The 19,336-nt window shown below is 72.5% G+C and carries 16 protein-coding genes and 1 pseudogene; 10 read left to right on the plus strand and 7 right to left on the minus strand.

All coding sequences use genetic code 11. From position 1 onward, the window contains the following. Nucleotides 1-54: 54 nt before the first annotated feature. The 9 genes and pseudogenes from KIS93_RS23675 to KIS93_RS23710 all read left to right on the plus strand — a co-directional run bounded on the left by KIS93_RS23675 (nucleotide 55) and on the right by KIS93_RS23710 (nucleotide 8,796). On the plus strand, nucleotides 55-1,020 hold the full coding sequence (locus tag KIS93_RS23675) for a sugar-binding transcriptional regulator (RefSeq protein ID WP_080045594.1): 966 nt from the start codon (nucleotides 55-57) through the stop codon (nucleotides 1,018-1,020). Between the two features lie 130 nt (nucleotides 1,021-1,150). After that, the gene (locus KIS93_RS23680) at nucleotides 1,151-2,248 is read left to right on the plus strand and encodes an ABC transporter substrate-binding protein (RefSeq protein WP_222107613.1); all 1,098 of its coding nucleotides are present in this window, start codon (nucleotides 1,151-1,153) and stop codon (nucleotides 2,246-2,248) included. Beyond that, nucleotides 2,248-3,006, plus strand: coding sequence for an ATP-binding cassette domain-containing protein (locus KIS93_RS23685; RefSeq protein ID WP_080045592.1), 759 nt, complete (start codon nucleotides 2,248-2,250; stop codon nucleotides 3,004-3,006). The genes KIS93_RS23680 and KIS93_RS23685 overlap by 1 nt, the downstream gene beginning before the upstream one ends. 5 nt (nucleotides 3,007-3,011) lie before the next feature. Continuing rightward, nucleotides 3,012-4,235 (plus strand): sugar ABC transporter permease, encoded by a 1,224-nt coding sequence (locus tag KIS93_RS23690; RefSeq protein WP_080045591.1) that lies wholly within the window; start codon nucleotides 3,012-3,014, stop codon nucleotides 4,233-4,235. Beyond that, nucleotides 4,235-4,896 (plus strand): annotated as a pseudogene (locus KIS93_RS65560) (FGGY family carbohydrate kinase); the annotation flags it as partial. The gene KIS93_RS23690 and the pseudogene KIS93_RS65560, both read left to right, overlap by 1 nt. A gap of 24 nt (nucleotides 4,897-4,920) precedes the next feature. Next, nucleotides 4,921-5,709 (plus strand): FGGY-family carbohydrate kinase, encoded by a 789-nt coding sequence (locus KIS93_RS65565; RefSeq protein WP_246005416.1) that lies wholly within the window; start codon nucleotides 4,921-4,923, stop codon nucleotides 5,707-5,709. Then, nucleotides 5,706-7,175 (plus strand): FGGY-family carbohydrate kinase, encoded by a 1,470-nt coding sequence (locus KIS93_RS23700; RefSeq protein ID WP_080045589.1) that lies wholly within the window; start codon nucleotides 5,706-5,708, stop codon nucleotides 7,173-7,175. The genes KIS93_RS65565 and KIS93_RS23700 overlap by 4 nt, the downstream gene beginning before the upstream one ends. Further along, on the plus strand, nucleotides 7,172-7,795 hold the full coding sequence (locus KIS93_RS23705) for a histidine phosphatase family protein (RefSeq protein WP_080045588.1): 624 nt from the start codon (nucleotides 7,172-7,174) through the stop codon (nucleotides 7,793-7,795). Before KIS93_RS23700 ends, KIS93_RS23705 begins: the two co-directional genes overlap by 4 nt. Continuing rightward, the gene (locus KIS93_RS23710; protein WP_080045587.1) at nucleotides 7,792-8,796 is read left to right on the plus strand and encodes a 2-hydroxyacid dehydrogenase; all 1,005 of its coding nucleotides are present in this window, start codon (nucleotides 7,792-7,794) and stop codon (nucleotides 8,794-8,796) included. The genes KIS93_RS23705 and KIS93_RS23710 overlap by 4 nt, the downstream gene beginning before the upstream one ends. Nucleotide 8,797: 1 nt before the next feature. Here the strand turns inward: KIS93_RS23710 and KIS93_RS23715 are convergent, their stop codons facing one another. The 5 genes from KIS93_RS23715 to KIS93_RS23735 all read right to left on the minus strand — a co-directional run bounded on the left by KIS93_RS23715 (nucleotide 8,798) and on the right by KIS93_RS23735 (nucleotide 15,532). Further along, nucleotides 8,798-9,658, minus strand: coding sequence for a carbohydrate ABC transporter permease (locus KIS93_RS23715; RefSeq protein WP_080045586.1), 861 nt, complete (start codon nucleotides 9,656-9,658; stop codon nucleotides 8,798-8,800). Beyond that, a complete protein-coding gene (locus KIS93_RS23720) occupies nucleotides 9,655-10,536 on the minus strand; it encodes a carbohydrate ABC transporter permease (RefSeq protein WP_080045585.1) in 882 nt (293 codons plus the stop codon). Before KIS93_RS23720 ends, KIS93_RS23715 begins: the two co-directional genes overlap by 4 nt. 49 nt (nucleotides 10,537-10,585) lie before the next feature. Continuing rightward, nucleotides 10,586-11,881 (minus strand): ABC transporter substrate-binding protein, encoded by a 1,296-nt coding sequence (locus KIS93_RS23725; RefSeq protein WP_080045584.1) that lies wholly within the window; start codon nucleotides 11,879-11,881, stop codon nucleotides 10,586-10,588. A gap of 143 nt (nucleotides 11,882-12,024) precedes the next feature. Then, nucleotides 12,025-12,825: an AMP-binding protein gene (locus KIS93_RS23730; protein WP_186404406.1), complete on the minus strand. Its 801-nt coding sequence runs from the start codon at nucleotides 12,823-12,825 to the stop codon at nucleotides 12,025-12,027. A gap of 340 nt (nucleotides 12,826-13,165) precedes the next feature. After that, entirely contained in the window at nucleotides 13,166-15,532 is a 2,367-nt protein-coding gene (locus KIS93_RS23735) for an ATP-binding protein (protein WP_080045582.1), read from the minus strand. 83 nt (nucleotides 15,533-15,615) lie between these two features. Between KIS93_RS23735 and KIS93_RS23740 the strand changes: the two genes are divergently transcribed. Continuing rightward, a complete protein-coding gene (locus tag KIS93_RS23740; protein ID WP_080045581.1) occupies nucleotides 15,616-17,478 on the plus strand; it encodes an ABC transporter ATP-binding protein in 1,863 nt (620 codons plus the stop codon). A gap of 4 nt (nucleotides 17,479-17,482) precedes the next feature. Here KIS93_RS23740 and KIS93_RS23745 read toward each other — a convergent pair whose 3' ends face one another. After that, nucleotides 17,483-18,922: a penicillin-binding transpeptidase domain-containing protein gene (locus KIS93_RS23745; RefSeq protein ID WP_080045580.1), complete on the minus strand. Its 1,440-nt coding sequence runs from the start codon at nucleotides 18,920-18,922 to the stop codon at nucleotides 17,483-17,485. 36 nt (nucleotides 18,923-18,958) lie between these two features. Next, the gene (locus tag KIS93_RS23750; protein WP_080045579.1) at nucleotides 18,959-19,318 is read right to left on the minus strand and encodes a MerR family transcriptional regulator; all 360 of its coding nucleotides are present in this window, start codon (nucleotides 19,316-19,318) and stop codon (nucleotides 18,959-18,961) included. Nucleotides 19,319-19,336 lie beyond the last annotated feature (18 nt).

Genomic DNA, 19,336 nt, shown 5'->3' on the forward strand with positions numbered 1-19,336 from the left:
TGTTGCGCATCAGTTCTGCAAAAATGTTCACGCACCGCAACCAGGAGCGCGCGAATGAATGCCGCCGACGTCGCACCCGAGGCTCAGGCCAGGTTCCCGCACGAGCTGATGTACGCGGCGGCCCAGCAGTACTACCTGGAGGACGCCACCCAGGGCGACATCGCCAAGCGCCTGGGCGTCAGCCGGGCGACGGTGAGCCGGCTGCTGACCGAGGCCCGCAAGCAGGGCATCGTGGAGATCAAGGTGCACCGCCCGGCCGCGCTCGGCGACGGCCCGCTGGCCGCCGAGGTGGCGCAGGCGCTCGGGCTCGACCGCGTCCATCTGGTGCCCAAGGTCAGCGGCCCGGCGCTGGGCCCCTGGCTGGCGCCGGGGGTGGCGCGCGCGCTGGCCACGGTGGGGCTGGAGGCGGGTGACGTGGTGCTGGTCTCGTCCGGCACCACCGTGTACGAGTGCGCCCGCGAGGGCCTCGGCCACTATCCGGGCGTCACGATCGCCCCGGCCGTGGGCGGCCAGGAGGAGCCCCAGCCCTGGTTCCAGACGAACGAGACCACCCGCATCCTGGCCGAGCGCATCGGCGGCGTGCCCGCCTACCTCTACGCGCCCGCGCTGCCGGGCCCGGAGCTGTTCTACTCGCTGCAGCACGAGCCGTCCGTGCGCCGGGTGATGGACCTGTGGGCGCACGCCAAGTGCGCCGTGGTGGGCGTCGGCTCACCCCCACTGACCAGGCAGATGGTCCCTTCGCTGATGCCAAGGGACGCCGAGGGGCTGCGCCAGGCGGTGGGCGACGTTTGCATGCGGATCTACGACCGCGACGGCGCCCCGGTCACGTACCCGGGCAGCGAGCGCCTGGTGGCGGCCAAGCCCGAGGAGCTGCGCCGCATCCCGCACACGATCGCCGTGGCGGTCGGCGCGGAGAAGGTGCTCTCGATCGTGGCCGGCGCGAAGGGCGGCTACTTCAACCAGCTCGTCACGGACACCCCGACGGCGGAGGGCCTGCTGGCAGCCGCCCATCAGCTCTGAACACTTTTGCTGGACAAAGTTTCTGAACGCGCGCTAACGTGAGCCGCACCACAGGGTGTGCGCTCATGTGATGGCGTCCCCTGTGTCGGGGGCAGGTGCGTAAGACCCGGCGTAAGTGAGGAAACAACCCGTGAACAGAGCTCAGATGCGGACCTCCGCGTTCGCCGCAGTGGCAGTGCTCGCAGGCTCGCTGCTGGCCGCCTGCGGCTCGGACTCCGGCGCAGGCGGGGGCACCGGCAGTGCCAGTGGTGGCGGCGGCGACGTGCAGAACGCCAAGGTCGCCTTCCTCATGCCGGACCTCGCCTCGACGCGGTACGAGCTGCAGGACAAGCCGCTGTTCGAGGCCAAGATGAAGCAGCTCTGCCCGAGCTGCGAGGTCATCTACCAGAACGCCGACTCCGATGCCGCCAAGCAGCAGCAACAGGCCAACTCGGCGCTCGCCCAGGGCGTCAAGGCCATCGTGATCGACCCGGTCGACTCCGCTGCCGCGGCCACGATCGTCAAGTCCGCGCAGGCGCAGCAGGTGCCGGTGATCGCCTACGACCGGCCGATCCCGGCCACGCCGGCCGACTATTACATCTCGTTCGACAACGAGAAGATCGGCTCGATGATCGCCCAGTCGCTGGTGGACCACCTCAAGGCCGAGAAGGCCGAAGGCGGCATCCTCCAGGTCAACGGCTCGCCCACGGACGCGGCGGCCGGGCTGATCAAGAAGGGCATCCACAGCGCGGTGGACCCGAGCGGGTTCAAGCTGCTGGCCGAGTACGACACCCCCGACTGGCAGCCGGAGAAGGCGCAGACGTGGGTCAGCGGCCAGATCACCCAGTTCAAGGACCAGATCGTCGGCGTGGTCGCGGCCAACGACGGCACCGGCGGCGGCGCGATCGCCGCGTTCAAGGCCGCGGGCGTCAAGGTGCCGCCGGTGACCGGCAACGACGCCGAGGTGGCCGCCGCCCAGCGGATCATCGCGGGCGACCAGTACAACACGATCTCCAAGCCCATCAAGATCGTCGCCGAGGCGTCGGCGAACGTGGCCTACGAGTTCATGCAGGGCAAGAAGCCGGCGGGCAAGACGCAGCTGTACAACACGCCGTCCGAGCTGTTCGTCCCCACGGTCGTGACCAAGGAGAACATCAAGGAAGTGCTGTTCGACAGCGGGATCATGAAGGCCGCCGACGTCTGCACCGGCGAGTACGCCAAGGGCTGCGCCGAGCTCGGGATCCAGTGATGAGCGTCCTTTCCCTGCGCGGGATCGGCAAGACGTTCGGCGCCGTGGCCGCGCTCACCGACATCGACCTCGACGTGGACGCCGGCCAGGTCGTCGCCGTCGTGGGCGACAACGGCGCGGGCAAGTCGACGCTGGTCAAGATCCTGTCGGGGGTGCATCCCCCGGACGGCGGCACGATCACGTTCGAGGGCCGCGAGGTGGAGATCCCCACCCCGGCCGCCGCCCACAAGCTGGGCATCGCCACGGTCTTCCAGGACCTGGCGCTGTGCGAGAACCTCAACGTCATCCAGAACCTGTTCCTCGGCCAGGAGATCCGCCCGCTGCGGCTGAACGACGTGGCCATGGAGACCCGCTCGTGGGAGCTGCTGCGCCAGCTCTCCGCCAAGATCCCGAGCGTGCGGGTGCCGGTGGCGGCCCTGTCGGGCGGCCAGCGCCAGACGGTGGCCATCGCCCGCTCGCTGCTCGGCGACCCCAAGATCATCATCCTGGACGAGCCCACCGCCGCGCTCGGCGTCGCCCAGACCGCCGAGGTGCTCAACCTCGTCGAGCGGCTGCGCGAGAACGGCCTGGGCGTCATCATGATCAGCCACAACATGGCGGACGTGAAGGCCGTCGCCGACACCGTCGCGGTGCTGCGGCTCGGCCGCAACAACGGCGTCTTCGACGTGGACAGCGTCTCCACCGAGGACATCGTCGCCGCCATCACCGGCGCCACCGACAACGTGGTGTCGCGCAGAGCTCGAAGGGGACAGTCGTGACGACAATGGCGACCGACCGCCAGGACGAGCGGCTCCAGAGCCGGGAAGGGCTGCGCGGCGCGCTGACCGACGTGCTCGACCGCGCCCGCGGCGGCGACCTCGGCGTCATCCCGGTCGTGGTGGGCCTCATCGTCATCTGGTCGGTGTTCCAGATCCTCAACCCGATCTTCCTGTCCAGCGCGAACCTGGTGAACCTCACGCTGGAGTCCGCCGCCGTCGGCGTCATCGCGCTCGGCATCGTCTGCGTGCTGCTGGTCGGCCAGATCGACCTGTCCGTCGGGTCGGTCAGCGGCCTGTCGGGGGCGGTGCTGGCGGTGCTGTTCGTCGGCCAGGGGCTGCCGGTGTGGCTGGCCATCGCCGCGTCGGTGCTCATGGGCGCGGTCATCGGCTGGATCTACGGGCAGCTGTTCAACCGGTTCGGCGTGCCCAGCTTCGTGATCACGCTGGCCGGGCTGCTGGCCTTCCTCGGGCTCCAGCTCTACGTGCTGGGCACCAAGGGCTCGATCAACCTGCCGTTCGACTCGGGCCTGGTGAACTTCGCCCAGCTCGACTTCGTCCCGGCCTGGCTGTCGTACACGTTCGCGGTGATCGCCGCCGTCTGGCTGTTCGCCAGCGGCTACCTGCACGCGCAGGCGCGGCGCAAGGCCGGCCTGTCGGCCAGGAGCGTCTCCGCGCTGGCCGTCAGGAGCGTGGCGCTGCTGGTGGTGCTGGCGTTCGTGGTCTGGTACCTCGGGCAGACGCGCGGCGTCGGCTGGATGTTCGTCTTCTTCGTGGCGCTGGTACTGATCATGCACTACCTGCTGTCGCGGACGAAGTGGGGCCGCGCCGTCTACGCCGTGGGCGGCAACGTGGAGGCCGCGCGCCGGGCGGGCATCAACGTCCGGGCCGTCTACACCTCCGTCTTCGTGCTCTGCTCGACGTTCGCCGCCGTCGGCGGCATCCTGGCCGCGGCCCGGCTCGCGGCGGCCAACCAGAGCAGCGGCGCGGGCGACGTCAACCTCAACGCCATCGCCGCGGCCGTGATCGGCGGCACCAGCCTGTTCGGCGGGCGCGGCACCGCGTTCGGCGCGCTGCTCGGCATCATCGTCATCCAGTCCATCTCCAGCGGGCTGACCCTGCTCAACCTCGACTCCTCGATCCGGTTCGTGGTCACGGGGGCGGTGCTGCTGCTCGCCGTCATCGTCGACTCCGTCTCGCGCCGGTCGAGGACCTCCCACGGCAGGGCCTGATGGCGATCATCTGCGTGGACGCGGGCACCACGGTCATCAAGGCCGTCGGCTACGACGCCGCCGGCGCTGAAGCGGCCGTGGCCCGGCGCGAGACCGTCGTCACCAGGCCCGCGCCCGGCCACGCCGAGCAGGACATGCACGCCGTCTGGGACGCGGTCGCCGCCACCGTGCGCGAGGTCGCCGCCCAGGTCGGCGGGGCCGACTTCGTGGCCGTCACCGCCCAGGGCGACGGCTGCTGGCTGGTGGACGCGGACGGCGAGCCGACCGGCCCCGCCATCCTCTGGAACGACGCCAGGGCCGCCGCCGTCGTCGACCGGTGGACCCGCGACGGGCTGGCCGCCGAGGCGTTCCGCGTCAACGGCTCCTCCGCCGCGTCCGGGCTGCCGCACGCCGTCCTCGCCTGGCTGGGCGAGCACGCCCCGGGCGGCTGGCCCGGTCGAGCACCATGCTCACCTGTGGCGGGTGGATCTTCTCCCGGATGACCGGGGAGCTGGTCGCCGACGAGTCCGACGCCTCCGCGCCGTTCATGGACCTGCGGGCGCGGGCGTACTCTCCCGAGCTGCTGTCCCTGTTCGGGCTGGGCTGGGCCGAGCGGCTGCTCCCCCAGGTGCGCCCCTGCCCCGTCGCCGGGCTGAGCGCCGGGGCCGCCGCCGCGCTCGGGCTGCCCGCCGGCACGCCCGTCGTGATGGCCCCGTACGACATCGCCTCGACCGCCCTCGGCGCCGGAGCCGTCGAGCCGGGGCAGGCGTGCGCCATCCTCGGCACCACGCTGTGCACCGAGGTCATCGTGGACGCCCCCCGCCTGGACGGCGAGCCGACCGGCATCAACATCGCGCTGCCCGGCGGCTACCTGCGGGCCTTCCCCACCTTCGCCGGGACGGAAGTCGTGCAGTGGACGTGCCGGCTGCTCGGGCTGTCGCAGCCCGGCGAGCTGGGCGAGCTGGCCATGGAGAGCCGGCCGGGTGCCGGCGGGCTGGCGTTCCTGCCGTACCTGTCGCCCGCCGGCGAGCGGGCGCCCTTCTCCGACCCGCTGGCCCGGGGCTCGCTGCTCGGCCTGTCGTTCGAGCACGGCCGCGCGGACGTCGCCAGGGCCGTGCTCGAAGGGCTCACGATGGTCATCCGCGACTGCCTGGCCGCCACCGGGGCCGCGCCGACCGAGCTGCGCGTCTCCGGCGGCGGCTCCGCCAGCGCCACCTGGCTCGGGCTGATCGCCGACGTCACCGGGCTGCCCGTGCGCCGCCCGGCCGACGCCGAGGTGGGGGCGCGGGGGGCGTACCTGGTGGGGCTGGCCGCCACGGGCGCCGAGTCGTCCGTCGCCGCCGCCGCTGCCGGTCACGTCCGGCTGCGCGACGCGGTCGAGCCCGACCCCGGCCGCCGCGTCCTCTACGACCGGCTCTTCGCGGACTTCCTGACGTTGCGCGACGACAACGCCCGCACGTGGCCGCTGCTGGGCGAGCTGCGGAGCCGTTCATGAGCGCGTGGATCGGCATCGACCTCGGGACGCAGAGCGTGCGCGCGATGGCCGTCGCCGGGGACGGCCGGGTGCTCGGCACCGGCAGCCGCCCCCTGACCAGCCACCGCGACGGGCCCCGGCACGAGCAGGACCCCGAGCAGTGGTGGCGGGAGCTGGCCGCCGCCACCCGCGAGGCCGTGAGCGCCGCCGGCGTGCCCGTCGAGGGCGTCGCGGTGGCCGCGACGTCTGGAACGATCCTGCTCACCGACCCCTCCGGCCGCCCGCTGACGCCCGCCCTCATGTACGACGACCGCCGCGCCGACGCCTCCCTCGCCAACGAGGTGGGCGGGCATGTGTGGGAGCGGCTGGGCTACCGGCGCATGCAGCCCAACTGGGCGCTGCCCAAGCTGCTGTGGCTGCTGCGCGAGACCCGCTCCCCGGACGTCCGGCTCGCCCACCAGAACGACTTCGTCAACCGGCGGCTGACCGGCCACCGGGTGGCCACCGACCTTAGCAACGCGCTCAAGACCGGCGTGGACCTCATCGAGGAGCGCTGGCCGCTCGACGTGTTCGACGCGCTCGGCATCCCCGCCGGGATCCTGCCCGGGGTCGTGCGGCCGGGCACCCGGCTCGGCGTGGTGTGCGCGGCGGCGGCCGAGGAGACCGGCCTGCCCGCCGGCACCCCGGTGATCGCCGGCACCACCGACGGCTGCGCCGCCCAGCTCGGCGCCGGCGCCCTGCGGCCCGGGAGCTGGAACTCGGTGCTGGGCACCACGCTCGTGCTCAAGGGCGTGACGAAGGAGCTGATCCACGACCCGCTCGGCGTCGTGTACTCCCACCGCGCCCCCGACGGCTCGTGGCTGCCCGGCGGGGCCTCCAGCACGGGCGCCGGCGCCCTGACCCGCGACCTGCCGGGCCGCGACCTCGACGCCCTGAGCGCGGAGGCGGCGGCCCGCTGCGGTAGCCCGGGCCACCCGCCCGGCGCGCGGGACCTCGCGCCCGCGGTCACCTACCCGCTCGTGTCACGCGGCGAGCGGTTCCCGTTCGCCGCCCCCGACGCCGAGACCTTCACCCTCGGCGAGCCCGCCGACGACGTCGAGCGGTACGCCGCCATCCTGCTCGGCGCCGCCTTCGTCGAGCGCCTGTGCTTCGACTACCTCGACCTCCTCGGCGCCCCCGTGGACGGCGAGATCATCCTGACCGGCGGCGCGACCAGGAGCGCGTACTGGACCCGGCTCAGGGCCGACGTCCTGGAGCGCCCGGTGACGCTGCGGGAGAACGCCGAGCCCGCCCTGGGCATGGCCGTCCTGGCCGGCGGCGACCCCGCGGCGGCGGCCAGCACGATGGTCAGGACGAAGGCGGTCGTCGAGCCGTCGGGGGCCGACCTGCGCGAGCCGTACCTGCGCTTCGTCGCCGAGCTCGAACGGCGCGGCTGGCTCGACCCGGCCGCCGCCGCCCACGCCCGCGAGAGGACCACCACCCGATGACCGACCTCGTGCTCGTCCGCCACGGCGAGACCGTCTGGCACGCCGAGAACCGCTACGCCGGGCTCACCGACGTCGAGCTGACCCCGCGCGGCCTTGCCCAGGCCGAGCGGCTGGCCGGCTGGGCGGCCGGCGCGGGCCTGGAGGCGGTCTGGGCCTCCCCGCTCAGCCGCGCCCGGATCACCGCCGAGACCGCCGCCGCCAAGGCCGGCCCCCCTCTCACCCCTGTGCGGGTCGATGAGCGGTTGCGGGAGCTGGACTTCGGCCAGGGTGACGGCCTGACCTCGGCCGAGATGAAGGCCCGCTTCCCCGAGGCCCGCGCCGCGTTCGAGGCCGACCCGGCCGCGCATCCGCTGCCGGGCGGCGAGGACCCGTACCAGGCCGCCGCCCGTTTCGTGGCGGCGCTCCAGGACATCGCGGCCGCGCACCCCGAGGGCCGGGTGCTGGTGGTGGCGCACACGACCGCCATCAGGCTGGCCCTGTGCCGGCTGATCGGCGTGCCGCTGGGCGAGTACCGCCGGCTGTTCCCGCGCCTGGACAACTGCGCCCTGACCGAGCTGCGCCTGCGCGCCGGGCAGGTGGCGATGCTGCAGTACAACTCCCCGATTGGAGCCGTTCGTTGACCATCCGTGTCCTCGCCGCGGGCGACCACTTCGTCCAGAACCGCCTGCTCATCGACGCCCTCCGGCACGCGGTCCCCGCCGAGCTGGACTTCAGGGAGCTGACGCTGCCGTGGCCGGTGGTGCCGTTCGGCCGGGTGGGCGAGGTGGACGAGGCCTCCGACGTGGAGGAGGAGCTGATCGAGGCGCTGCGCGGCGTCGAGGTGTGCGTGACGCAGATGGCGCCGCTCACCAAGCGCGTCCTGGACGCCTCGCCGGACCTGCGGCTGTTCTGCGTGAGCAGGGGCGGCCCGGTGAACGCCAACCTGGAGGCCGCGGCCCGGGCGGGGGTGGCGGTGACGTTCGCGCCGGGCCGCAACGCGGTGGCCACCGCCGAGCACACGCTCGCCATGCTGCTGGCGGCCACCCGCCGCATCCCGCGGACGCACGCCGACCTGGCGGGCGGCGTGTGGCGGGGCGACTACTACATGTACGACAACGTGGGCCCCGAGCTGGAGGGCAACACGGTCGGCCTGATCGGCTACGGCGCGATCGGCCGGCGGGTGGCCCGGATGCTGGAGGGTTTCGGCGCGGAGGTCCTCGTGCACGACCCGTACGTGGACGCTCCGAACCGGGTGGAGCTGCCGGAGCTGCTCGAACGTTCCCTGTTCGTCTCCCTGCACGCCCGCGCCACCCCGGAGACCGCCGGCCTGATCGGCGCCGCCGAGATCGCCGCCATGCCGAGGGGCTCGGTGCTGGTGAACTGCGCCAGGGGCGCGCTGCTCGACTACGACGCGCTGTGCGACGCGCTCGACTCGGGCCACCTGTTCGGCGCCGCGATGGACGTCTTCCCGGAGGAGCCCATCCCGCCGGGCTCCCGGCTGCTCGCGACGCCGAACCTGGTGATGACCCCGCATCTGGCGGGCGCCAGCAAGGAGACGGCGATGAAGGCGGCGGCGATCGTGGCCGCCGACGTGGCCCGCTACGTGCGCGGCGAGCCCCTGGCCCACGTGGCCAACCCGTGAGCTACCCCTTGAGCGCCCCCGCCATGAGCCCGCGCATGAAGAACCGGCCCAGCAGGATGTAGATCAGCATCGTCGGGACGGAGGCGAGGATGGCCGCCGCCATCTGCTGGCTGTACGGGGTGGCCTGCGCTCCGGCGATGTTGTTCAGCATCACGGTCGTGGGCCAGCTCGTCGGCCCGGTCAGGAAAACGGCGAACAGGAAGTCGTTCCAGAGCGAGGTGAACTGCCAGATGATCACCACCGCGATGGCGGGCCCGGACACGGGCAGCACCACCGACCAGTACGCCCGCAGCATCCCCGCCCCGTCCACCCGGGACGCCTCGATCAGCTCGTCGGGGATCGTCACGTAGTAGTTGCGGAAGATCAGCGTGCAGATCGGGATGCCGTAGACGACGTGGGCCAGCACCAGCCCGGGGATGCCGCCGTAGAAGACGCCCTGGAGCCCGGCGAGCTGGTCGACCGACACGAGGAGCTGCACGAGCGGGATCATCACCCCCTGGTAGGGGATGAACATCCCGAACAGGAACAGCGTGAACAACACGTCCGCGCCGGGGAAGCGCCACTTCGACAGCACGTACCCGTTCATGGAGCCGAGCGCGCACGACAGCAGCGAGCCGGGGACGGCGAGCAGCACGCTGTTCCACAGGCCGGGCGCGAGCTTCTCCCACGCGACCTGCCACGCCTCGGTCGTCCACACCCGCGGCAGGTTCCACGCCTGGCCGGGGTCGGCCTCGGTGAGCGGCTTGAAGCTGGTGACGAGCAGGACGTAGATGGGGATCAGGAAGATCACCACGAAGAGCGCCAGCACCCCGAACCTGGCCCAGCCGAACACCGCGGCCCTGCGCCCGGCCACCGCCGTCATGAGCGCTTCTCCTTACGCACCGACCAGATCAGGTACGGGATGACGAAGATGGCCACGCTGAGCACGATGTACGACGCGATCGTGGCCCCCTTGGCCGGGTCGTTGGAATCGAACACGGCCACCCACATGAACACCGCGGGCACGTCCGTGATGATCTGCTTGCCGGACACCGCCACGATGAGGTCGAAGACCTTGAGCGAGATGTGCCCGAGGATGATCAGCGCGGACAGCGTGACTGGCCGCAGCAGCGGCAGCACGACGTGCCGGTAGACGCCCCACTCGGTGCAGCCGTCGACCCGCGCGGCCTCCCGCAGCTCCTCGGGCACCCCGCGGAAGCCGGCGAGAAACAATGCCATGACATATCCGGACATCTGCCAGATGGCGGGGAGCGCCATCGCGGCCATCCCCCAGTCCTGGTCCCTGAACCACTGCCACTGCGGCAGCCCGAACCACTCGAACAGCCGGTTCAGGCCGACCGCCCGCTCCCCCGTGCCCGAGTTCATCAGCCACCGCCACACGATGCCGGTCGCCACGAACGAGATGGCCATCGGGAACAGATAGATCGCCCGGAACGTGCCCTCGCCCCTGATGCCCTTCTCCATGAGGAACGCCAGCAACCACCCGAGCACCAGCGCGCCCAGCACGAACACGACGGTGAACACGATCGCGTGGTTCACCGACAGGTGCCAGCGCGGCAGGTCCCAGATGTCGACGAAGTTCTGCAGCCCCACGAACCGCCCCTCGGACACCGCGTCGTGCTGGTCGGTCATGGCGACCCGGAAGTTCCAGCCGAGCATGCCGTACACGAACACGCCGATCAGGATGATCGACGGCGTGACGAGGAGCAGTCCGGGCAGCCACGTGCGTGCCCGCCTCACAAGGTTTCCCTCCCGGGGGACGGCCGCGACCGTCCCCCGTATCCGTCGTCTATTGGGCGTTCGCGGTGGCCGCGTCCGCCAGCCCCTGCTGCAGGGCCTTGACGTCCTTGCTGCCGATGTAGAGCCCGACCGCCTCGTTGATGGCGGCCAGCCACGGCTGGTTCACCGACACGCCGTGCTGGATGGAGCCGGCGAGCTTGTTGGTGGACCAGTCCTTGAGTGCGTCGGCCAGGTAGTCGGTGTAGAGCGACTGGTCGGCGTCCTTGCGGGCCGGGATGGAGCCCTTCTTCGGGTTGAAGGCGTCCTGGCCCTCCTTGCTGGCCGCGACCTTCAGCCAGGCCAGCGCCCCGTCCCGGTTCTTGGCGCCCTTGGGCAGGGTGAAGCTGTCGGACAGCCACAGGTAGGTGCCCTCGGTGCCGGGCGAGGGCGCCCAGTCGAAGTCGGTCTTCGACTTCTTGCCCAGGCCGCCCTGCGGCGGGTTGTGGAAGTAGCCGTACGCCCAGTCGCCCATGATGTTGAACGCGGCCTGGCCGTCGGCCACCTGCTTGGCCGCGGGCTGCCAGTCGTCCTGCGGGTCGCCCGCGTACTCCATGATCTTGGCGAAGTTGTTCAGCGCCGTGGTCACCTGCGGACTGTTCCAGTCGGCGCCCGGCTTGAACAGGGCGTTGTAGGCGTCGGCGCCGAGCGTGCCGAGCAGCACGCTCTCCAGCAGGTGGGTGGCCGTCCACTCCGACCCGATGGACAGCGGGATCTTGCCCTTGGCCTTGACCTTCCCGAGGTCCGCGATGAACTCCTCGATCGTCTTCGGCGCGGCGGTGATCCCGGCCTCCTTGAGCACGCCGGGGTTGAACCACAGGACGTTCGAGCGGTGGATGTTCACCGGCACGGAGTAGATCTTGCCGTCGACGCTGATCTGCTCGACGAGCTGGGCGGGGAAGACGTCCTTGAGCTTGAGCTCGTCGTAGAGCGGGGTGAGGTCCTCCAGGTTGCCCGCCTTGATGTAGCCCTGCAACTCGGCGCCCGCGTGGCCCTGGAAGGTGTCGGGCGGGGTGTTCGCCTGGAGCTTCGACTGCAGCAGCGCCTTGGCCTTGTCACCCGAGCCGCCGGCCACCGCCGCGTCGAAGAAGGTGTAGTCCGGGTTCTTCTCCTCGAAGATCTTTCTCATCGCCTGCAGGCCGTCGGCCTCACCCGGACCCGTCCACCAGGAGAAGACCTCAACCTGCTTCTTCCCGCCGCCGCTGGCAGCGGGCGCCTGGGTGGCCTGTCCGGCGCCACCGCCTCCGCAGGCCGCCAGGCCGAGCACGCTCGCCATCGTGATCGATACGGCCGCTAACCACCGTCGCATTCCACACCATCCCTTCGAAATCCCCCGAAGTTGGTGATTTGACAACGTTGTCAACAACGGCTATCAACCCACTTCGGGCAGCGCGCCGTCAAGGGGATCGGCGGTAACAGCTCCGCATATATGGGACGGTCAGGGGAGCCCGGTCAGCGGAGCCCGCGCAGCGTGCCCGTCGGCCAGCCCAGGCGGCGCAGCGTGCCGTCGGGACGGGTCACCACGGTCACGCCGTAGTCGTGGGTGGTGCCGTCGAAGTCGCCGCCCGCCGCCACCACCAGCGCGCCCTTCGACACGCCCAGCCCCACCAGGGCGAGCAGCCGGCAGCCGCCTTCGGGCAGCCACGTGGTCAGCACCACGTCGCTCTCCGCCAGGCGTACGGGCAGGTCGAGCTCGGCCATCTCGGCCAGCAGCCCCTCGTGGGACAGGCGGGTGCCGTCGGCGAGCAGCACGGCGAGCTGCCGCTTGGCGTCGATCGCGGGCAGCGCGGTGGGCTCCAGCGTGAGCAGGCAGCGGAAGTCGATCGTGTCGAGCGCCGGGCCCAGCGAGACGACCTGCCGCACCCGCGACTCCTCGGCCGCCAGGATCGCCGTCTCCGCCAGGTCGGGCGTGGTGATCAGGGCGCGGGCGTCGCACGCCCGCAGCCACGCCGCCACCTCGTACGCGCCCAGCCCCGGATCGATCGGCGCCGCCACCCCGCCGGCGGCCACCACCGTGTGGACCGCCAGCGTCTGCGCGCCCGCCGTGGACACGTGCACGCCCACCACCTGGTCACGCCGGGCGCCCCTGCGCACCAGCCCGGAGGCCGCCCTGGTCACCTCGGTCACCAGCCTGCGGTAGCCGTAGACGTGGCCACCGCGCAGGTCGATGAGGGCGGGGCGGTCGCCGCGCTCGTAGGCCCGGCGGAACACTTCGTGGATCACCGTGCCGGTGGTCGAAGCGGTGGGTCTCATGCCCGTCAACGTACGGCCGCCGGTGCGGCCGGAGCATCCACCGATGTATGTAGGCGGCTGTGCATTCGGGCTGCGGGGGCGGGCGCGGGGTGGGCGGGCCCGAGCCCTGCGCGGCTCGAGCCCGCTGTCACGCGCCTGGGGCCGGACCCCCACCCCTCCGAGAAGGTCCGGCCCCGTGCGGACGCGTGACGTCCCCTGCCGATCGGCCGCGGCGCCCCCGTCGCGAGGGGCGAGGTACGCGCGGTGCGGTCGATCACGAAAGAAACGGTAGGCGTGCAGAGGGTGCCCGCACATGCGTTGACATGGCCATTCGACGATGTACGCGCGATGTGTAGACGGCTCAGCGGCGGCCGATCACCCATGCGGCGATCTGTGTACGGGTGGAGAAGCCGAGCTTGGCCAGGATGTTGGCGACGTGCCTGGCGACGGTGGCCGGGCTGATGACGAGCTCGTCGGCGATCCCCCGGTTGCTGAGCCCCCTCGCGACCAGCCCGGCGATCTCCCGTTCCCTGGGCGTGAGCATGCTGTCCTGGCGGGCCGGCACGATGGGCGCGGCCGGCGGCTCCGGCAGGTCGCCTTCGAGCGCGCAGGCCACGGCCTGGTCGGCGGTGAGCCGCGCGCCCTCCGCCCACAGGACGCCGACGACGGGCTCGCCGAGGCGTTGGCGGGCCGGCCGCAGGACGTCCTCGGTGCGGGCGTCGGGCTGCCGGCCGCCGAGCGCCAGCGCGGCCGAGACCAGCAGGACCGCGCGCCGGTGGTCGCCCTCGGCGGTGACCAGCGCGGCCCACGCCTCCAGCCGGCGCGCGATGCCGGCCCGCAGGCCGGCGTCGCGGCTGAGCAGCAGCGCCTCGGTCAGCCTGGCCCTGGCCTGCGCCAGGTCACCCTCGTCGAGCGCCACCCGGCCCAGCCCGGCCAGGCAGCTGACGATCTGCTGCCTGGCGTCCACGTGGCGCAGCAGGCGCAGCCCGGCCTCGTAGTGCCGCCGGGCGGTGGCGCGGTCGCCCGACCTCCTGGCCACCTGCGCCAGGCCGATGTGGGCGAACGTCTGGCCGTAGTGGTTGTCGAGCTCCTCGCTGATCGCCAGCACCTCCTGGTAGGCGCGCTGCGCCTCGTGCAGGCGGCCCTGGTGCAGGCCGTAGCGCGCCCTGGTGCCCTGGGCCAGCGACTCGAGGACGAGGTCGCCGCACTGCCTGGCCGTCTCCAGGGCGCGCTCGATGGCGTCGTGCTCGCCGGTGAGCTGGGCCAGCGCGATCGTGCCGAGGGCCTGGCCGTAGCGGTCTTTGGCGGCGGCGCACAGCTCCAGCCCGGCGCGCACGTGCCGCATGGCCGGCTCGAAGTCGCCCGCGGCCAGCGCCAGCTCGCCCCGGACGATCGTGGCCCGCCCGCGCAGGCCGCGCGGCACCTGCGGGGCGTCGAGGTCGAGCAGCCGGGCCAGGTGGTCGGTCGAGTCGAGCCGGCGCCCGCTGCCGATCAGCAGGAAGCGGATGTCGGTCAGCAGCGTGAGCGCGGTCTCGGGCATGCCGATGGCCATCGACCAGTCGCAGGCCGAGTGCACCTCGGCCTTGAGCCCGTCGAAGAGGTTGACGTAGCGCTCGACCACCGGCCACGACGTGCGCACGCCGGGGGCCAGCGACTGCTTGAACCTGGCTGCGAGCCTGCCGAGCGCGGTCAGGTGGCGGCGGCGCAGCTCGGCCTCCTCGCCGGACTCGGCGAGCTGCTCCAGCGCGTACTCGCGGACGGTCTCCAGCAGCCGGTAGCGGGCGTGCCCCGCCACCTCGCCGTCGAGCACGACCAGCGACTTGTCCACCAGGTCGCACAGCCGGGGCAGCACCTCCTCCTCCGCGAGCCCGGGCCCCGAGCAGACCCATTCGGCCAGGTCGAGCGTCCAGGAGGAGCGGAAGGCGGCGGTGCGGCGCAGCAGCAGCCGCTCCTGCGGGGTGAGCAGCCGGTAGCTCCAGTCGACCGCCGCCCTCAGCGTGCGGTGCCGGGCCGGAGCCGTGCGGGCGCCACCGGCCAGCAGCCTGAACCGGTCGTCCAGCCGCTCGACGAGCTGCCCCACCGACAGCACCCGCACCATGGCCGCGGCCAGCTCGATCGCCAGCGGCAGCCCGTCGAGCGCCTGGCACAGCTCCACCACCAGCGGCCGGGTCTCGCCGGTCAGCTCGAAGCCGGGCCGCGCGGCGGTGGCCCTGGCCACGAACAGCCGCACGGCCTCGCTCTCGCCGCCGTCGCCCGGGTCGTCGACCGACAGCGGCGGCACCCGCCACACCGTCTCGCCCGGCACCCGCAGCGGCTCGCGGCTGGTGGCCAGCACGGTGACGTTCGGGCAGGCGCGCAGCAGGTCGCGGCAGAGCTCGGCGCACTCGCCGACGACCGGCTCGCAGTTGTCGAGCAGCAGCAGCACGTGCCGGTCGCCGACGGTCTCGACGAGGTCGCCCGAGATGCCGAGCGCGGCGGCCACCTCCTCCCTGAGCCGCCCCTTCTCCAGGTCGGCCAGCTCGCTCACGCACACGCCGCCCGGATGCGCGGCGACCAGCCGGGAGGCCAGCCGCAGGGCCAGCCGGGTCTTCCCGATGCCGCCCGCCCCGCACAGGGTCACGACGCGCGAGACGCGCATCAGGTGGACGAGCTCGTCGAGGTCTGCCTCCCGGCCCACGAACGTGTTGGACTCCGCCGGGAGGTTGCTGGGGTCCGCGAATCGCTGCATCACTGTGAGTGTGTCATCAACTACGCTTCGCGCCCAGCCTTAATCGGTGGAGAAGTGCGAGCCCGCGTGGGCACACTCACAGCATGGCCGATGAGCCGCTGGAGCTCGGGGAGATCTCCTTCTCCGACTGGCACGCCCACACCGACAAGCTGGCGGACGTCGGCTTCCTGACCGTCGCGAGGAAGCTGCCCTCACTGATCCGCCAGGCCATGCGCATGGCCTGGCGGGCCAGCCCCCGCGACACCGCCGCCACGATCGTGCTCAACCTGCTGGGGGGCGTGTTCACCGCGTTCGGCCTGCTGGCCACCACCGGCGTCCTCGGCGCGCTGTTCAGCGAGGGCCCCACCCCCGACCGGGTGGTGGCCGCGCTGCCCAGCCTCGCGCTCGTCGGCGCCGCGGCCGTGCTGCGCACCGCCGTGCAGGCGGGCGCGGGCTGGGCGCAGTCCCGCCTCGACCCGCAGGTCTCCCGGCTGACGGAGGAGCGCCTGTACGGCCTGACCAGCCAGGTGAGCCTGGTCGCCTACGACGACCCCGACTTCCACGACGCGCTGCAACGCGCCCGGCTGCGCGGCGTCGCCATGGCCGACTCGGTCGTCACCTGCACCATCGACGTGGTCACCGCCGCCGTCGGCATCGCCGCCGTGGCGGGCGTGCTCGGCGTCCTGCACCCGGTTTTGCTGCCGCTCCTCCTCCTGGCCGTCCTGCCCGACGCCTGGGCCGCCGTCCGCAGCGCCCGCATGCAGTACGCCACCATGTACGCGCTCATCCCCGCCAACCGCCGCAAGTGGATCATCGGCCAGCTCCTGGCCGAGCGGGAGCCCGCCGCCGAGGTGCGCTCGTTCACCATGCGCGGCTTCCTTCTCCGCATGTACGACGCGGTCGCCCGGGCCGAGCAGGACGTCATGCTCGGCCTCGCCCGCCGCCAGACCGTGGCCCGCCTGGCCGGCGAGGCCCTGGGCGGTCTCGGCGCAGCCCTGGTCTACGTGGCGCTCGGCGTCCTGCTGGCCGTGGCCGCGATCCCGCTCGCCGTCGCGGGCACCGCCGTGCTGGCCATCCGCTCCGCGCAGGGCTCGCTCGGCCGGCTGATGTACGCCACCAACCGCCTCTACGAGGAGGGCCTCTACTTCACCGACTTCCTCGACTTCTGCGCCGACGCCGAGCGCCGCATCCCCGGCGACCGCGACACCGCGATGCCGGACTCCTTCGAGCGCGTCACCGCCACGGAGGTGACCTTCACCTACCCCGGCGCCGCCACCCCCGCGCTGCGCGAGGTGTCCATCGAGATCAAGCAGGGCGAGGTCATCGCCTTCGTCGGCGAGAACGGCTCCGGCAAGACCACCCTCGCCAAGATCCTCGCCGGCCTGTACGAACCCGACACCGGTACCGTCCACTGGGACGACACCGACCTGCGCCAGGTCAGCCCCGACGCCCTGCGCCGGCGCACCGCCGTCATCGCCCAAGACCACACCCGCTGGCCCCTGACCGCCCGCTACAACATCACCATGGGCACCGACAAGGGCGAACCCGCCCTGCACGGCGCCGCCGCCGTCGCCGGCGCCGACGAGGTCATCACCGCCCTCCCCCACGGCTACCGCACCCTGCTGGATCGCCGCTTCAAGGACGGATGCGAGCTGTCCGGCGGCCAATGGCAGCGCATCGCCGTCGCCCGCGGCTTCCACCGCGACGCCGACCTGCTCATCTGCGACGAACCCACCGCCGCACTCGACGCCCGCGCCGAACACGCATTGTTCGAACGCATCCGCCACCACGCCGACGGCCGCACCGTCCTGCTCATCACCCACCGCCTGGCCAGCGTCCGCTACGCCGACCGCATCTACGTCCTCGACCACGGCCGCATCACCGAACACGGCGACCACGACACCCTGATGGCCCTCGACGGCCTCTACGCCGACCTCTACACCCTCCAGGCCACCGCCTACCGCTGACGCGTCAGCTCAGCGCGGCCTCGATGACCGCGCGGGCGATGGTGGCCACCGCGTCCACCCGCTGCCCCGGCCGCTCCAGCACCACCCCCACGGCCACCTCGGGAGCCTCGGCCGGCGCGAACGCGGTGATCACGGCGTTCTCCCCCGGCACGTCCCCCGACGCGGCGGTCTTGGCCGCCATCCGCACCCCCGGAACGCCCGCCCCCGTGCCCGACGCGGGCGCGACCGACGTCATCATGGCCGCCAGGTACCGGGCCAGCACGGGCGCCACCGCCGTGCGGTAGGCCACGGGCGAGGCCCGGTTGATGACGGCCCCGTCCGGCAGTCGCGCCTCCTCCACCAGGTACGGCCGCATCAGCACCCCGTTGTTGGCCACCGCCGCCGACAGCATGGCCACCATCAGCGGCGTCACCCGGTTGCCGTGGTGCCCGATCGCGGTCAGCGCGAGCTGGTCCCGGTCCGCGACGGACGGGAACCGGCTGGGCGTGGCGAGCAGCGGGATCCGGAGCGCGGCCTGGTTGAACCCGAACGCCTCCGCCTGGTCCCGCAGCAGGTCCTGCCCGAGCTGCATCCCGATGGCGGCGAAGGCGGTGTCGCAGGACGCCTGGAAGGCGTACGCGAGCGTGGGCCGCCCGCTCCCGCACCGCGCGCCGGCCTGGAGGTAGGCGGGCGCCCCCGGCAGCCGCAGCCGGGCCGGCGCGGGCACGATCGCCGCCGGCGTGTACTCGCCGGACGCCAGCGCCGCCGCCGCGGTGACCAGCTTGAACGTCGAGCCGGGCGGGTAGAGCCGGTTCAGAGCCCGGTTGAGCAGCGGCTGCGCGGGCTCCTGCCGCAGCTTCCTGGCCGTCTGCGCGAGCAGCCCGCGGTCGAAGGTGGCCAGCGCGTTCGGATCGTACGTCGGGTACGTCGCCAGCCCGAGCACCGCCCCGGTCGCCGGGTCGAGCGCCACCACCGCGCCCGGGATGCCGGCGTTCCGCAGCCCCTGGTAGGCGGCCCGCTGCACCCGGTCGCGGATCGTCAGCCGCAGGTCGGCGCCCTCCACGGCGCCCTCGCCGACCAGCGACCGCACCTTGACCTTCGGGTCCTCGCCCGACAGCACCGCGTCCTGCGCCTGCTCGAGACCGGTCGAGCGGTGCAGCGACACGTGGCCGGTGACGGCGGCGTACTCGGCGCCGCGCGGGTAGGCGCGCCGGTACCGGTAGGGGCCGCCGGTGGCGGGCAGGCTGGTCGCGATCGGCGTGCCGTCGTAGGTGCGGATGTCGCCGCGCGGCCGGCCGTACCGGTCGATGAGGGCGCGCTCGTTCCTGTGGTCGGCGTTGAGCGCGTGCGAGCCGAACGCCTGGACGAGCGTGACGTGCGTGAGCAAGGCGAACAGCAGCACGGCGCACAGCTTGGCGACCCGGCCCAGCGGGACGTCCAGCCACCTCCCCCTCGATCCAGCCATGGATCGAGGTGTAGCAACCGGGCCGCAAAGGCAGGGCTAGAGCAGGCTGCGGTAGTAGGAAATCTTGTGGTGGATGTAGCTCTGGCGCTCGGCGAGGTTCGCGATCTGGGCCTGGACCTGCCGGTCGTGCTCTTCCAGCAGCTTGATGCGGTCGGGGATGGTGTGGTCGCCCGCGCGGACCAGCTCGGCGAAGCGCAGCATCGTGGCGATGGGCATGCCCGTGTCACGCAGGCACCGGACCATGCCGAGCCAGCCGATGTCTTCCTGGCTGAACCTGCGCTGACCTGCGGCGTTGCGGTCGACGCGCTCCAGCAGCCCGATCTTCTCGTAGTAGCGGAGTGTGTCGATGCTGAAGCCGGTCTCCTCGACGACCTCCGCCGGTGTGTAGACGCTCACGCTCCAAGGATCTCACCT

The organism is [Actinomadura] parvosata subsp. kistnae, from assembly GCF_900323885.1.
Classification (GTDB): Bacteria; Actinomycetota; Actinomycetes; order Streptosporangiales; family Streptosporangiaceae; genus Nonomuraea; species Nonomuraea composti.

Excerpts from the sequence above, each read along its gene's own strand:
- KIS93_RS23675 (WP_080045594.1), top strand. The coding sequence starts at position 55 with ATGAATGCCGCCGACGTCGCACCCGAGGCTCAGGCCAGGTTCCCGCAC.
- KIS93_RS23685 (WP_080045592.1), top strand. The coding sequence starts at position 2,248 with ATGAGCGTCCTTTCCCTGCGCGGGATCGGCAAGACGTTCGGCGCCGTG.
- KIS93_RS23690 (WP_080045591.1), top strand. The coding sequence starts at position 3,012 with ATGGCGACCGACCGCCAGGACGAGCGGCTCCAGAGCCGGGAAGGGCTG.
- KIS93_RS65565 (WP_246005416.1), top strand. The coding sequence starts at position 4,921 with ATGGCCCCGTACGACATCGCCTCGACCGCCCTCGGCGCCGGAGCCGTC.
- KIS93_RS23700 (WP_080045589.1), top strand. The coding sequence starts at position 5,706 with ATGAGCGCGTGGATCGGCATCGACCTCGGGACGCAGAGCGTGCGCGCG.
- KIS93_RS23705 (WP_080045588.1), top strand. The coding sequence starts at position 7,172 with ATGACCGACCTCGTGCTCGTCCGCCACGGCGAGACCGTCTGGCACGCC.
- KIS93_RS23715 (WP_080045586.1), bottom strand. The coding sequence starts at position 9,658 with ATGACGGCGGTGGCCGGGCGCAGGGCCGCGGTGTTCGGCTGGGCCAGG.
- KIS93_RS23725 (WP_080045584.1), bottom strand. The coding sequence starts at position 11,881 with ATGCGACGGTGGTTAGCGGCCGTATCGATCACGATGGCGAGCGTGCTC.
- KIS93_RS23730 (WP_186404406.1), bottom strand. The coding sequence starts at position 12,825 with ATGAGACCCACCGCTTCGACCACCGGCACGGTGATCCACGAAGTGTTC.
- KIS93_RS23735 (WP_080045582.1), bottom strand. The coding sequence starts at position 15,532 with ATGCAGCGATTCGCGGACCCCAGCAACCTCCCGGCGGAGTCCAACACG.
- KIS93_RS23740 (WP_080045581.1), top strand. The coding sequence starts at position 15,616 with ATGGCCGATGAGCCGCTGGAGCTCGGGGAGATCTCCTTCTCCGACTGG.
- KIS93_RS23745 (WP_080045580.1), bottom strand. The coding sequence starts at position 18,922 with ATGGCTGGATCGAGGGGGAGGTGGCTGGACGTCCCGCTGGGCCGGGTC.